Genomic DNA, 12,189 nt, shown 5'->3' with positions numbered 1-12,189 from the left:
GCTTCGAAATGACTGCGAACTAGCGGTGGCGCTGACCACGTGACAGCGCGCGCGACATCTGCGCAGCGATCTGGCTTTGCGACCGCCTGAACCCCTCAACGTCGGGGGTCGAGATATTCATTGTGATATTGACAGGGCGGCCCCCGCCCCCAGCTTGCACGCCCAATCGGCCATCCGCGCCACGGGCCAGCGGCATAATCGCCTCTGGTCCAGCCTCGCCCATCAAACCCGTTGCCCCGCGCATCGGGAAAGCCGTGGCGCTTGACACAACCCCGCCCTTGGCAAACGGCACCACGCGCCCTTGCGCAAAAGCGCCGCCCTTTTCAAACGGAAGGAAGGCGTTGGTCACAGCCCCCACCGCCTGCCCCAGAATGTCGCCGAAATGTCCGGTAACGGGCTTGATTGCAGCATTATAGGCCGCCTGCGACATGGATTGCGCCACGACTTTCAAAGCGTCCGACAGCTTCATGCCATCAAAGACCAGACCATCAAACGCCTTGCGCAATCCCGACGAAATGCCAGACGACAACGTGTTCACATCCGCGCTCAGGTCCGAGACCGTCGAATGCATACCCCTGAGTTCGAACACAAACCCGGCGGTCATCGCCTGTGCGCCCCCCAGGGCCGTTTCCAGCGCGTCGATCTGTTCGTCAAAGCTATCCAATCCATTCATTCGTCATGTCCTTCCATTGGGCTGACCCGCGCATCAGGAAACGCCAGAGCCAGTTCTTCCAACCGCGCCCGAAGGCACGGAGCAGGTTGGTTATCCAGCCCGGCCATCACGATCAGCTCGACAGGTGTCAGCGCCCAGAATTGATCTGGGTGCAATCCAAGCCGACCCAGACCCAGCCGCATCAGACCGGGCCAATCGAAGGCAAGACCAGAACTCATGTTTGCGCCTCTTCCGGGGCGGGCGTGGCGAAGGCACGGCTTAGCAACTGCCCAGCCGCTTGCGCAGCGCGGACCGGGCCACCGGCAATCTCGGCCGCAAGCAAGTCCTGCGCCCGCCCTTGCCAGCCACCGCCCCGCAAGCCAGCGACGATCAGGGCCAGAACATCCCGGCTTGAAAACGCACCGCTTTCGAACCGTTCGACCAACCCGATGATCGTGTCCTCACCCAACTGGGTTTCCAATTCGGCCAGCACCCCAAGTGTCAGCTTCATGACATGGGGGGTGCCGTCGATCTCCAACGTGACCTCGCCTGTCCAGGGGTTTGCCATGGTCACAGCGCCGTGAAGCTAAGTTCGCCCGCCGAAGCCATCGACAGCTCATATGTCGCCTCGCCGTTATGCGATCCTGCATATTCAACCGAGGTGATCATGAACGGCCCTTCAACGACGCCGAAGTCAGGCACGATCACCTGGAAATCCGGCACTTCATTGTCAAAAAAGACCTGCCGCGCCCGTTCATCCGTGGTCGCATCCTTGAACACACCCGAGCCCGAGATCGAGGCGGATTTCACACCTGCCCCACCCAGCAACTCGCGCCAGCCACCTGTGCTTTCCAGACTGGTCACATCAACGCTTTCCGCATTGAAGCTCAGGCGCGTGGCCCGAAGGCCCGCAATGGTCTCGAACACGCCACTTCCGGTCATGTCGAGCTTGATCAAAAGGTCCTTGCCGTTTTGGGCAGCCATGGGATCACTCCGTAGTTAGGGTTAGTCGTCTTGAACACGCGCGCGGAAAAACAGGTCGATCCGACGCACATCGGCATCTTCGACCCGCCGCGCCCGCGCGCGATGGAAATTCAGGTAAACAAGCTGGCCTCGGGCCAAGGTCAGCGCAGCATCCACCAACGCATCGCTGACGGCGGCAGCCACCTCTTTGGCGGTTTGAAAGCCCGCCTCGTCCGTCACCACGCTGACGGTGATTTCGTGCAGGGCGCCATGCCCGGTCATGTCCGACCGTTCGCGCACATCTTCAGGCCCAAGGCTGACATAGGTGCCGGTGATGATCCCGGCGGGCACCGCGTCATAGATCGCACCGGCCACCAACGCCGACAGGGTCGTGTCCGTCGCAAGTTGTTGGTACACCGCCTGTTGTAAGGCCGCCGAAACACCATAGCTCATGCCGACACCTCCTCTTGTGCAAAACAGGTCAGGTAATGCGCGCCTGCATCGGCCTCGGTCACGGCAAGGATGCGAAACAGGCGTGAACCGGCGCGAAACCTCTGGTCCGGCTCCGGGCGCGACGGGGCGCCATCCGGTGCCGCGCGCACCGTGATGCGAAACGCAATGGTCGAAACGGTGGCGAACCCAGCGGCGCGTTCACGCCCGGTGCGCGGCTTGATCTCGGCCCACATCTCGCCCAACGCCTGCCAGCTTTGGGTGAACCCCCCCGCGCCGTCCGGCATGCGCACTGGCGCTTCCAGCGTCAGCTTGCGGTTCAGGACAGGCGGCTTCATCGGGCACCCCCACCGCCAAACAGGCGCACGGTGCGATAGCGTTGGATCAACGCGGCAACTGCTGATGGCCACCGACTTTGTCCCATCGCCGCATCGCCTGCATCTGCCCGGTTTTCATAATAGGACGCGGCCAGAAGCATCACGGCTTGCGCCAGATCGGCGGGCATACCCGCCCAATCGGCGCTAAACCCGGCTTCGAACCCGATCACCACCTGCCCGCCCACCGGGATGGCTGGCAAACACAGGCCGGTCGACACCAACCGCGGTCGGTGCATATCGGGTTCCAACACATAGCGCGCTGAGTTGATCACTTCTTCGCCCCCAAGGCGGTCAATGATCTTCAGACTGGTGATTTGGCTGACAGGGGCCACCGGCAACGCCTGTGTGGCCAGGTCGCGCCATGCGGTCAGCGTCCAGGTAAAGCTGCGGGACAGAAGGATCTTGCCGGTGCGCGCTTCGATGGCGGCAACTGCAGCCCTCAGATATGTTTCCAGCACGGCATCCTGCACCCCGTCATCGGCAAACCCGGTGCCCAGCCGCAAGTGGTCCTTGAATTGGGCGACCGGAAGGACCGCGCCCGGCACTGTGGTCTGCTCGACTAACATCATGGATTATCTCCGAAATTCGGGTCCCTCACGTCACTTGAAACAAGGTGGGCGCGCACCGTCCGCGTTGCTCGGACGGAGGGGGAGCAGCTAGACAACACGGGGTGAGGCCGGCGCGCGCCCGGTCCCGCACCTGCCGGGTTAAGGCAGGGTACGGGGCTCGGGTTCAGGCTCTTACGAGACCGAGAACTTCAAAAGCTTGATTGCTGCGAAGTCGCTGACATCGCCGCCCACGCGCTTGGTCGCATAGAACAGCACATGCGGCTTGGCCGAAAACGGGTCGCGCAGGATGCGGGTATCGGGACGTTCGGCAATCGTATAGCCCGATCCGAAATCGCCAAAGGCAATCGGGGTCGTGTCTGCGCCGATATCCGGCATATCCTCGGCGATCAGCACGGGATAGCCCAGCAGGCGCGCCGGTTCACCAGCGGCCAAGCCGTCCGACCACAGGAAGCGGCCATCCATATCCTTCATCTTACGCACCGCCCCCGCGGTTTTCGAGTTCATGACGAATTTCGCGCCCGCGCGGTATTCGGCATCCAACGCATAGACCAGATCGATGATCGCATCTGCCGGGTTCGACGCATCGAAATCACCCGAGGTGCCAGTCACGACATAGCCCAGATTGCCCCAGGTCCAGATATCATTGTCCACCGAGGGGTGCGCCAGAATGCCCTTGGGTTTGTCGATACCATCGCCTGAAATGAAGGCACCGGCTTCGGCGCGGGCAAACTTGTCGGCAATGCGACCGGCCAACCAGGTCTCGATCTCGAACGCGCTGTCATCCAGCAGGCGTTGCGATGCCTTTGGCAGCGCGGACAACTCGTGAAGGGGGATGGTGATACGCTCAATCGATGGCGTGCCGGTTTCAACCGACGGGTCAGTTTCCGTCGCCCAACCCGAACCAACATCGGAATGGTCGATCAGAACATCATAGGACGTCGCTTCGACATTCACCACATTCGCAACAGCACGCAACGACGCGGTGGATTTCAGAACGCTCTGGATGGTATCTGCAGTTTGCGGATCAACCAGATAACCACCGTCCCCGGCAACCGCGGTCGACATGGCCTTGCTTTCCAGCTCCAGACCGCGCAAACCATCGTCGTCGCCGGAGCGCAGATACGCTTCAAACGCTTTCTGATGCGGTGCTTCCAGATCGGCAGCGGCAGCAAGGTGCGGACGCGCCGCTGTGGACTTGGATGTGATGTGTGATTTGCGATCCAGCATGGTCAGTCGCTCTTCCTGTTGTTGAAGTTTGGTCGAAATATCGTTGTGAAAGGCATTGATATCACTCATGAAGCCAGCCAATGCGGTCTTCACCTCGGCAGCCGGTGTCACGCCAGTCGCGGCCGACTGGCCCTGAGCTTTGGTCTCGTTCTTGCTCATCTATGGGTCCTTTTCAGGGGTTCAGATCGCTGGCTCAGCGGTGACGGGCCAGCATATGGCGGGCTTCCGTGATCGAAGCTGCCAGTTCACGCAACGTGGTCTCATCGGCACCGGGCGCATCGCCCTTCGCCCCCACCCGCGCCGTCGGAAGCATCGGGAAGGTGACAAGCGACACCTCCCACAGCTCCAACTCGGTCAAAAGCCGTTGGCCCTTGTCGTTCTTGGTGGCCCGCTTGGTGCGATAGCCGATCGACAAACCGTCAATCGCGCCCGCCTCGATCAGCGCGGCGGCCTCCCGCCCCTTGGCAACATCCGTCAGAATGCGACCCTTGACGTAAAGCCCGCGCGCATCCTCGCGCACCTCGTCCCAGACACCGATGGGCTGGGCCGGGTCGTGTTGCCACAGCATCTTCACGCCGCGATCCGCCTTTTTCAGCGCCCGCAGAGATTTGCCATAGGCGCCTGGGGCCACGATGTCGCCCCCTGTGTCGCACTGATCGAAGAAGCTGGCGTAACCCTCAATCAGGATGCCCTCATCGACCTCGGACGTATCGCCCAGCTTGACGAATTTATGCTCAAGCCCAAGATCGGGCCGGAAATCGCTCATGTGCTTTTCCTCGTTGGTTACACGTCGTCAGATGCCAGCGGCGGCAGACCCAGAAGGCTGCGTTTCTCGGCATCCGACAGAAAACTTGCCTCGGCCACGCGACGCCATTGTTGGTCGCGCTCGGCAGACAGCGCCGGCACTTGATCAAGATCGGGTTTCAGCACGACGCTTTCGCCTGTGAACCCGGCCAGCCAATGGCCGACACTGGCCGCGACACGCGACACCAAAGGCACCACGGTCAGGCGATAGAACGCCCGGCTGGCTTCCTGATAGTTTGCATAAGTCGCATCACCCGGAATGCCGATCAGCATCGGCGGCACCCCAAAGGCCTGCGCGATCTCGCGCGCGGCGGCTTCCTTGGTTTTCTGGAACTCCATGTCCGAGGGGCTGAACCCCATCGGTTTCCAATCCAACCCGCCCTCCAGCAGCATCGGTCGTCCGGCATTGCGTGCCCCCACGTGATGGCTTTCCATCTCGGACAACAGACGGTCATACTGGTCCGCACTCAGTTGCGCCTGCCCGTCAGCTCCGTTGTAAACAATGGCGCCCGAGGGACGTGCAGCATTGTCCAGCAAAGCTTTCGACCAGCGACTGGCGGCGTTATGAACGTCAATTGCCGTGGCCGCAGCCTGAAGGGGCGACAGGCCATAATGGTCATCCTGTGGGTGAAATGCTTTTACGTGGCAGATCGGGGACACGCCCTCACCCACATGAAAGCGGTGCTTGCGCGCGCCGACCGTATAGTCATACGCCACCGGCCAGCCATCGACGCCCGGCACAAGGTTCATCCGGTCCGAACGCAGAACATGCAGTTCTTCCACAGACCCGCCTTCGCCCGGCACCGCTTCGAAATACCCGTTGCCGGTCAACAGAAGCTGGCCAAAGAAGGCTTCGAACAATTCCGCCCGCCCTTGCGCTGCATTGGGGCGCGCCAACAGGTCAAGAATTGGATGCGCCTCGAACCGTTGCGCGTCGTCCTGAAGCACCAAGGGCAGCGCGGCAGCGGCTTCGGCAATCAGCTTGACCGAGCGAAAACCCACCGGGTTGGCCGCGAAGCCTGTTTTGGTCAGGCTGACCACGTCACGCGGGCTCCAGGCCACACGCCCCGCGCCACCATAAGCGATGACCGGACCCGTCGCGGACGCTTTGGTCTCGGTCGGTTGTGCCGCCATATGCGCAGCGTCGCCCCGCTTGAGAAAGTCGAATACCATATGCTGGTGCTCCTCGCGTTCTGTCCTGTTGGGGAGGTGTCCCCGGCAAATCTCTCCCGCCCGGCAAACTGCAGATCGCAGTACCGGTCGTTGAAACCTTCGTCTCAGTGTTGATCAGGTCAGGGTCAAAGAACCGTGTGGCCTATGCCCTGCCTTTCGATGTTTTGCACTCTGCCATCCAAGGTTAAAAAACTGTTTAACCCAGCGAACGCACCTGTGGCCGTCGCCATTTCGCAACCGGTTCGATGATCAATTCGTGCAAGGCCCAGACCAGCGCATCAACGCGGTCGGGGCTGCCCTTGCCCTCAAATCCCTGTACCGTCATGCGGCACATTTGATCCTCAAGCATCGGCATGCCGCCTGCATGTGCCACGCGCCCCTGTTCATAAAGCGCAGCAACGGGTTCGGCACGGGCACTTTTCCCTCGCGTGGCCCGCACCGCGCGAAACGGCACGGTTGGGTCGATCTGCCGGATCACGCTTTCCACCAAGTCACCCCCCTGGTTGACCTCGGCCACCAAACGATCGGCACCGTGACGTTGCAGGGCCGCGATCGCGGCTCCTGCCCATTGGGACGGCGTGGCAGCTGACACGCTGGCATCTTCCAGCACAACCGCACGCCAGTTCCCCGGCGCACCCTGCACCACGACGCCCGCCACAACGATCCCGCAATCATCCGACCCTTTGTGCCCCGTGACCGGAGGGTCAACCGCCACAACAACCCGGTCAAACTCGGGCAGATCATCGGTGCTGCGCGCCTTGTCCAGCGCCTCCATGGTCCACAAAGCCCCTTCAGTGTCCTCTAACAACATGCCGTCCAGTTCTTGCCGCCCCAGACGCGTATCGGCATAGCGCGATCGCACCTCGTCAAGAAAACTCTTCGCCAGATAGGCGCGATTGGCCTCGGTCGGCGCTTGTGTCACCACGGTCGAGGGGTTCTTCAAAATCGCCTTCAGCACCCCAACATTGCGCGGCGTGGTGGTGACGCACTGCCTCGGATGGCTGCCCAACCGCAGCCCGAACTGCAACATATCCCACGTGTCCTCGGCCTTCTTCCACTTGGCCAATTCGTCTACCCAAGCCGCATCAAACTGCGGGCCGCGCAGACTTTCCGGCTCATGGGCGGAAAACACCTGTGCCACCGCTCCGTTCGGCCAGACCAGACGCCGACGCCCCGCCTGCCATTCCGGTCGTCGATCCGCCGGCGAGCAGGCCAAAATACCGCTGTCCCCGAAAATCATGACCTCGCGCACCTGATCTATGGTCTCGCCCACCAAGGCGACCCGTTGCGAGCGACCGGGATCATAAGGCCCCGCCCCCTCAACCTCGGCACGCACCCATTCGGCCCCGGCGCGGGTTTTCCCCGCGCCACGCCCGCCCATGATTACCCAGGTGCGCCAATCCCCGTCCGGCGGCAATTGGTGATCCAATGCCCAGAACTCAAACAGGAACGGCAAGGCCGCCAATGCGCCGTCACTCAGACTGTTCAGGAACGTCTCCCGCTCCTCTTGCGTCGCGCAGGCAAGCCAGTCTGCGCCCGATTTCATCTCGGGCCTGAGCAAGGTCGAGTGCGACCGCTCCGGCCCCGCCAAAGGCGTTGTGACCACTTTGTTCAAGACGTTTCCTTTCCTCGAATACTGTTTGCATGGCCCGGCGCACCTCGGTCACGGCTTTCGCCAATCCCGGTGTGGTCTCGCAATCGGCCAGTTCCGCCGCGCTCAACTGGCGGTCCAGCTCTTTCAAAACACGCAGAAAAAACGTGTCCGCGATCTTCAGGTAGTCGTCCGAAGCCGCGTCCTTCCCCAAGGGCGTGATCATTGTCATTATTGTCGTTGCCTCTCATGCTCGTCTCCGAACGAGCGACATGAAAAAACGGCCTCGGGTAAAACCCAAGACCGTTACATTCACGTCTTCTAGCGTATATCAGAACCTACGAGAGCCCGTGCGTTCTGTCAAACCAACCCACCGCAACAGCGCGCGACAAGATAATGATTTATTTACGAAATCACTCGTTTGCGCGCTGCGCTTCAATCTCGCGCCACTTCGCAACATTGCGATTGTGTTCGTCCAACGTCTCAGCAAAGGCATGTCCGCCGGTGCCATCGGCCACGAAGAAGATGAAATCCGTGCTGTCGGGGTTTAACGCAGCCTCAATCGCGGCTTTGCCCGGGTTGGCAATTGGCGTGGGCGGCAACCCGTCAATGATATAGGTGTTGTATGGAGTCTCGGACCGCAATTCGCTTTGCCGCAAGCCCCGACCCAATGCGCCCTGCCCCTTGGTGACACCATAAATCACTGTTGGGTCCGTTTGCAGCCGCATCCCTTGATTCAGCCGGTTCACGAAGACGCTGGCCACCTGACGCCGCTCCTCGGCCAAGCCGGTTTCTTTTTCGACAATCGACGCCATGATCAGCGCCTCTTCTGGACTGTCATAGGGCAGATCCGATGCGCGCGCCTCCCACGCCTCGGTCAGAATGGCGGTCTGCGCCGTCTGCATATCTGCAAGCAACGTGGCGCGGTCTGCGCCCACCTTCACCTCATAGCTGTCCGGGGCCAACGTGCCTTCAGCCGGCACCTCGGCGACCTCTCCCTCAAGGAAATCGGCACGGTTCAGGCTATCCACGATCTGCCAGCTGGTAACCCCCTCGGCCAATGCGATACGATAGCGGGTGTCGCTTTCATTGCGAACCTTGGTATAGGATTCAGGCGCAGCACCTTCCAACTCGGCCGGTTTGAACTCGGCCGTGATTTCATATTCCTGCGTCGCGGGGTCCAGCTCTCGCACCTGAACTTCGGCTGCCAACACACCAATGCGATAGACAACTTCGGTGCCGCAGGTCGACGCGCCGCCCCGGGTTACTATATCAACGATTTCTTCCATCGACGCGCCTTCATCGACCAGAAACGATCCGGCCTTCAGTGCAGACTTCTTGTCGGAATACTCGACGCCCAACCGAAAGATGGTCGCGTTCGAGATCGCACCTTGCTCGGTCAGCTTGCTGGCCACCCGAGAGAAATTCGAGCCCTTTTCAACACGCAAACAAATCGCCTCGGCCAACGGGCCAGGGCTGGTGTATTGGCTCTTGCCCCACGCTATCATCCCGACCGCGACGATCATGATGACAATGAACAGGCTCAGCGCATTCGAGGCTATGTTGCGCCACATCAGTCGGTGACCTTGCCCATAATCAAGCTGGCATTGGTACCGCCAAAGCCGAAGCTGTTGGACAAAACCGTATTGATTTCGCGCTTCTCGGCCTTGTTCGCGGCAAGGCTCAGACGTGGCTCAATCGCGGGATTGTCCAGATTGATGGTCGGCGGCGCGATCTGGTCACGCAGCGCAAGAATGCAGAAGATCGCCTCGACCGCGCCAGCGGCCCCCAGCAGGTGCCCAATCGAACTTTTCGTCGAACTCATCGTGGCCTTGTCAGCCGCATCGCCCAACAGGCGCTCAACCGCCCCCAATTCGATCGTATCCGCCATTGTCGACGTGCCATGCGCATTGATGTAATCAATGTCGGATGGTTCCAAACCCGCCTTGGCAAGGGCTGCTTTCATGGCGCGGAACCCGCCGTCACCATCCTCGGATGGGGCGGTGATGTGGTAGGCGTCACCAGACAAACCATACCCCAGCACCTCGGCGTAAATCTTTGCGCCGCGCGCTTTGGCGTGCTCATATTCTTCCAGAACGACGATACCCGCGCCCTCCCCCATCACGAAGCCATCGCGATCTACATCATAGGGGCGGCTGGCCGCTTGAGGGTTGTCTTCCGCTTTGGTCGACAATGCTTTGCAGGCGTTGAACCCGGCGATGCCCAGCTCGCAAATCGCGGCTTCAGCCCCGCCTGCGATCATCACATCTGCATCGCCGGTTTGGATCAGCCGCGACGCATCGCCAATCGCATGCGCGCCCGTAGAACAGGCCGTGACAACAGAATGGTTCGGACCTTTAAAACCAAACTTGATCGACACCTGACCGGAAATCAGGTTGATCAGCGAACCGGGAATAAAGAACGGCGACACGCGACGCGGGCCACGTTCGTTCAGAATGATCGAGGTTTCGGCGATGGTCGCCAAGCCGCCAATGCCAGACCCGATCATCACACCGGTCCGCAACAGGCTTTCTTCGTCCTCGGGCATCCATCCCGCGTCTTTCACGGCCATTTCGGATGCCGCCAGTCCGTAAAGGATGAAGTCATCAACCTTACGGCGCTCTTTCGGCTCCATCCAGTCGTCGGGGTTGAACGTGCCGTCGGTCCCGTCGCCCAGCGGCACCTCACACGCGTATTTCGTCGTAACACGCGACGCATCGAACTTGGTGATCGGGCCTGCGCCCGATTGCCCGTCCAGAATACGCTTCCAAGTTTCCTCAACCCCGCTCGCCAGAGGAGAAACCATGCCCAAACCTGTAACGACCACTCGACGCATTATGCTGCCCTTTCCCAGGAAGTCTTTCATCCCACGCTTGATAGCGCGACGAAGGGATTAGGGGCAAGAGGCGTTCGGCCTGTCAGGCGAAAGCTGCCGATGGCAAGTGTTTGGCAGGTAAACTCACATGCCGACCGGCGACACTCATGCGAACGCAGCGTGTCACCGGCCAACGTCTTGAAGTTACTCAAGTCAGATAAACTCTGCTTTGACCTCGGGCACAGGTTGCGCCACCTCAAGTGCCTCGCCCAGATCCACGTTTTTCGAGAACAAAGCCCGCCCAATCAAAGTGCCCGCGATATTGGGGACGTATTTCAGCCGGGCAACGTCATCCAGTTCATGCACGGTGCCCGCCGCAATGACCTGATGGCGGGTTTCGCCAGCCAACCTGCTCAAAAGTCCAAGCTGAGCGTCAGGCTGCTCAATGTCGCTGTCAATATCGGTGATCAGGACACTGGCCAGCGGAACATCCGCGTAGGATGCCAGGAAATCCTCGGGCGTGATGGCCACGGGATTGCGCCACCCATCGGTCATCAACTGGCCCTGCCAGACATCTGCTGCCAACACGATCTGGTCGGGATGTCGATTGGCGAGCTCTTTCACCATGTCAGGATCACGCGCCGCAATGGTCCCCAGAACGACGCGTCCGGCTCCTTTCTCGATCCAGCTCTCGACCATGTCGCGGGTACGAATGCCACCCGCAACCTGAACAGAGCAACCAGTATGTTTGATTATGTCCTCGATCAACGCGGCATTCTCACTTTTGCCGTCAACCGCGTCGAAATCGGTGATATGTATCCATTCGGCTCCCACTTCGACGAAGCCCTGTGCCGTCTCCATCGGGTCCACGTGCCAGATCGACGGCTCCTCAAGGCGCCCGCGGCGCAGTGAAACGCAACGCCCGTTCTGCAATTCTAGTGTCGGATAGATGATCATGGATCGCCTCCTTCGCCAAACCATCAATGGTTTAGTGAAATAGTAACACACCCCTGGAAGCGTAGCCAAAATCGGCTGGTTGCGCTCTGAAAGCGTCGCGCCGTGCACATCAATGCGCAAAAAAGAAACGGCCCGCCAGATGGCAGGCCGTTTCAGAAATCTGAAAGTTCCGAAACCTTAAACGGCTTCCGAGATGAATTTCACGGCGTCGCCGAAGGTTTGAATGGTCTCGGCAGCGTCATCCGGAATCTCGATACCGAACTCTTCTTCAAAGGCCATGACCAGCTCAACGGTGTCCAGGCTGTCTGCGCCAAGGTCGTCGATGAACGAGGCCGATTCCGTTACCTTGTCCTCTTCCACACCCAGGTGCTCAACAACGATTTTCTTCACGCGATCTGCGACGTCGCTCATGATAAATCCTCACGTATTTTCAGGCCCATGGCCTTTTTCGACAGACCCGGGATGGGCCATTTAGTTTTCAGCGCGTTACGCTGATATCCCCCACCCCGAAAGGCTTGTTGGAGAAAAACATGCGCCGCCTATAGCACATCACATTAGATAGGCAAACGCTTTAGACCTTCAATAGGCCAGGCGGTCAAGCGCTTCCCGCC

The 12,189-nt window shown here is 60.3% G+C and carries 16 protein-coding genes; all 16 read right to left on the bottom strand.

All coding sequences use genetic code 11. From position 1 onward, the window contains the following. Positions 1–19: 19 nt before the first annotated feature. The 16 genes from J3R80_RS09600 to J3R80_RS09525 all read right to left on the bottom strand — a co-directional run bounded on the left by J3R80_RS09600 (position 20) and on the right by J3R80_RS09525 (position 11,989). Positions 20–673 carry a phage tail tape measure protein gene (locus J3R80_RS09600; protein ID WP_275393548.1) on the bottom strand — a complete coding sequence of 218 codons (654 nt, stop codon included), beginning with the start codon at positions 671–673 and terminating at the stop codon, positions 20–22. Beyond that, positions 670–891 carry a rcc01693 family protein gene (locus J3R80_RS09595; protein WP_275393547.1) on the bottom strand — a complete coding sequence of 74 codons (222 nt, stop codon included), beginning with the start codon at positions 889–891 and terminating at the stop codon, positions 670–672. Before J3R80_RS09595 ends, J3R80_RS09600 begins: the two co-directional genes overlap by 4 nt. Further along, positions 888–1,220 (bottom strand): gene transfer agent family protein, encoded by a 333-nt coding sequence (locus J3R80_RS09590; protein WP_275393546.1) that lies wholly within the window; start codon positions 1,218–1,220, stop codon positions 888–890. The genes J3R80_RS09595 and J3R80_RS09590 overlap by 4 nt, the downstream gene beginning before the upstream one ends. Positions 1,221–1,222: 2 nt before the next feature. Further along, a complete protein-coding gene (locus tag J3R80_RS09585) occupies positions 1,223–1,636 on the bottom strand; it encodes a phage major tail protein, TP901-1 family (RefSeq protein WP_275393545.1) in 414 nt (137 codons plus the stop codon). A 21-nt stretch (positions 1,637–1,657) separates the two neighbouring features. Next, positions 1,658–2,068, bottom strand: coding sequence for a DUF3168 domain-containing protein (locus J3R80_RS09580; protein WP_275393544.1), 411 nt, complete (start codon positions 2,066–2,068; stop codon positions 1,658–1,660). Next, positions 2,065–2,403 carry a phage head closure protein gene (locus J3R80_RS09575; protein WP_275393543.1) on the bottom strand — a complete coding sequence of 113 codons (339 nt, stop codon included), beginning with the start codon at positions 2,401–2,403 and terminating at the stop codon, positions 2,065–2,067. Before J3R80_RS09575 ends, J3R80_RS09580 begins: the two co-directional genes overlap by 4 nt. After that, the gene (locus tag J3R80_RS09570; protein ID WP_275393542.1) at positions 2,400–3,011 is read right to left on the bottom strand and encodes a hypothetical protein; all 612 of its coding nucleotides are present in this window, start codon (positions 3,009–3,011) and stop codon (positions 2,400–2,402) included. The genes J3R80_RS09575 and J3R80_RS09570 overlap by 4 nt, the downstream gene beginning before the upstream one ends. A gap of 171 nt (positions 3,012–3,182) precedes the next feature. After that, positions 3,183–4,397, bottom strand: a complete 1,215-nt coding sequence (locus J3R80_RS09565) for a phage major capsid protein (RefSeq protein ID WP_275393541.1) — start codon at positions 4,395–4,397, stop codon at positions 3,183–3,185. A 34-nt stretch (positions 4,398–4,431) separates the two neighbouring features. Then, positions 4,432–5,004, bottom strand: a complete 573-nt coding sequence (locus J3R80_RS09560; RefSeq protein ID WP_275393540.1) for an HK97 family phage prohead protease — start codon at positions 5,002–5,004, stop codon at positions 4,432–4,434. A gap of 17 nt (positions 5,005–5,021) precedes the next feature. Then, entirely contained in the window at positions 5,022–6,215 is a 1,194-nt protein-coding gene (locus J3R80_RS09555; RefSeq protein WP_275393539.1) for a phage portal protein, read from the bottom strand. 196 nt (positions 6,216–6,411) lie between these two features. Further along, positions 6,412–7,761 carry a terminase family protein gene (locus J3R80_RS09550; protein WP_275393538.1) on the bottom strand — a complete coding sequence of 450 codons (1,350 nt, stop codon included), beginning with the start codon at positions 7,759–7,761 and terminating at the stop codon, positions 6,412–6,414. Then, positions 7,688–8,038, bottom strand: a complete 351-nt coding sequence (locus J3R80_RS09545; RefSeq protein ID WP_275393537.1) for a permease — start codon at positions 8,036–8,038, stop codon at positions 7,688–7,690. Before J3R80_RS09545 ends, J3R80_RS09550 begins: the two co-directional genes overlap by 74 nt. Before the next feature lie 181 nt (positions 8,039–8,219). Then, on the bottom strand, positions 8,220–9,380 hold the full coding sequence (gene mltG / locus J3R80_RS09540; RefSeq protein ID WP_275393536.1) for an endolytic transglycosylase MltG: 1,161 nt from the start codon (positions 9,378–9,380) through the stop codon (positions 8,220–8,222). Continuing rightward, a complete protein-coding gene (gene fabF / locus J3R80_RS09535; RefSeq protein ID WP_275393535.1) occupies positions 9,380–10,642 on the bottom strand; it encodes a beta-ketoacyl-ACP synthase II in 1,263 nt (420 codons plus the stop codon). Before fabF ends, mltG begins: the two co-directional genes overlap by 1 nt. A 192-nt stretch (positions 10,643–10,834) precedes the next feature. Beyond that, entirely contained in the window at positions 10,835–11,578 is a 744-nt protein-coding gene (locus tag J3R80_RS09530) for a 1-(5-phosphoribosyl)-5-[(5-phosphoribosylamino)methylideneamino] imidazole-4-carboxamide isomerase (protein ID WP_275393534.1), read from the bottom strand. 177 nt (positions 11,579–11,755) lie between these two features. Beyond that, the gene (locus tag J3R80_RS09525) at positions 11,756–11,989 is read right to left on the bottom strand and encodes an acyl carrier protein (protein WP_091430496.1); all 234 of its coding nucleotides are present in this window, start codon (positions 11,987–11,989) and stop codon (positions 11,756–11,758) included. Positions 11,990–12,189 lie beyond the last annotated feature (200 nt).

Origin of the sequence: Aliiroseovarius sp. Z3 (assembly GCF_029105185.1) — a bacterium.
Lineage (GTDB): Bacteria > Pseudomonadota > Alphaproteobacteria > Rhodobacterales > Rhodobacteraceae > Aliiroseovarius.
Note: the sequence above shows the minus strand (reverse complement) of the source record. Positions and strands in the feature narration are given on the sequence as shown.

Excerpts from the sequence above, each read along its gene's own strand:
- J3R80_RS09575 (WP_275393543.1), bottom strand. The coding sequence starts at position 2,403 with ATGAAGCCGCCTGTCCTGAACCGCAAGCTGACGCTGGAAGCGCCAGTG.
- fabF (WP_275393535.1), bottom strand. The coding sequence starts at position 10,642 with ATGCGTCGAGTGGTCGTTACAGGTTTGGGCATGGTTTCTCCTCTGGCG.
- J3R80_RS09570 (WP_275393542.1), bottom strand. The coding sequence starts at position 3,011 with ATGATGTTAGTCGAGCAGACCACAGTGCCGGGCGCGGTCCTTCCGGTC.
- J3R80_RS09545 (WP_275393537.1), bottom strand. The coding sequence starts at position 8,038 with ATGACAATGATCACGCCCTTGGGGAAGGACGCGGCTTCGGACGACTAC.
- J3R80_RS09530 (WP_275393534.1), bottom strand. The coding sequence starts at position 11,578 with ATGATCATCTATCCGACACTAGAATTGCAGAACGGGCGTTGCGTTTCA.
- J3R80_RS09600 (WP_275393548.1), bottom strand. The coding sequence starts at position 673 with ATGAATGGATTGGATAGCTTTGACGAACAGATCGACGCGCTGGAAACG.
- J3R80_RS09590 (WP_275393546.1), bottom strand. The coding sequence starts at position 1,220 with ATGGCAAACCCCTGGACAGGCGAGGTCACGTTGGAGATCGACGGCACC.
- J3R80_RS09565 (WP_275393541.1), bottom strand. The coding sequence starts at position 4,397 with ATGAGCAAGAACGAGACCAAAGCTCAGGGCCAGTCGGCCGCGACTGGC.
- mltG (WP_275393536.1), bottom strand. The coding sequence starts at position 9,380 with ATGTGGCGCAACATAGCCTCGAATGCGCTGAGCCTGTTCATTGTCATC.
- J3R80_RS09560 (WP_275393540.1), bottom strand. The coding sequence starts at position 5,004 with ATGAGCGATTTCCGGCCCGATCTTGGGCTTGAGCATAAATTCGTCAAG.
- J3R80_RS09550 (WP_275393538.1), bottom strand. The coding sequence starts at position 7,761 with ATGAAATCGGGCGCAGACTGGCTTGCCTGCGCGACGCAAGAGGAGCGG.
- J3R80_RS09595 (WP_275393547.1), bottom strand. The coding sequence starts at position 891 with ATGAGTTCTGGTCTTGCCTTCGATTGGCCCGGTCTGATGCGGCTGGGT.
- J3R80_RS09555 (WP_275393539.1), bottom strand. The coding sequence starts at position 6,215 with ATGGTATTCGACTTTCTCAAGCGGGGCGACGCTGCGCATATGGCGGCA.
- J3R80_RS09585 (WP_275393545.1), bottom strand. The coding sequence starts at position 1,636 with ATGGCTGCCCAAAACGGCAAGGACCTTTTGATCAAGCTCGACATGACC.
- J3R80_RS09580 (WP_275393544.1), bottom strand. The coding sequence starts at position 2,068 with ATGAGCTATGGTGTTTCGGCGGCCTTACAACAGGCGGTGTACCAACAA.
- J3R80_RS09525 (WP_091430496.1), bottom strand. The coding sequence starts at position 11,989 with ATGAGCGACGTCGCAGATCGCGTGAAGAAAATCGTTGTTGAGCACCTG.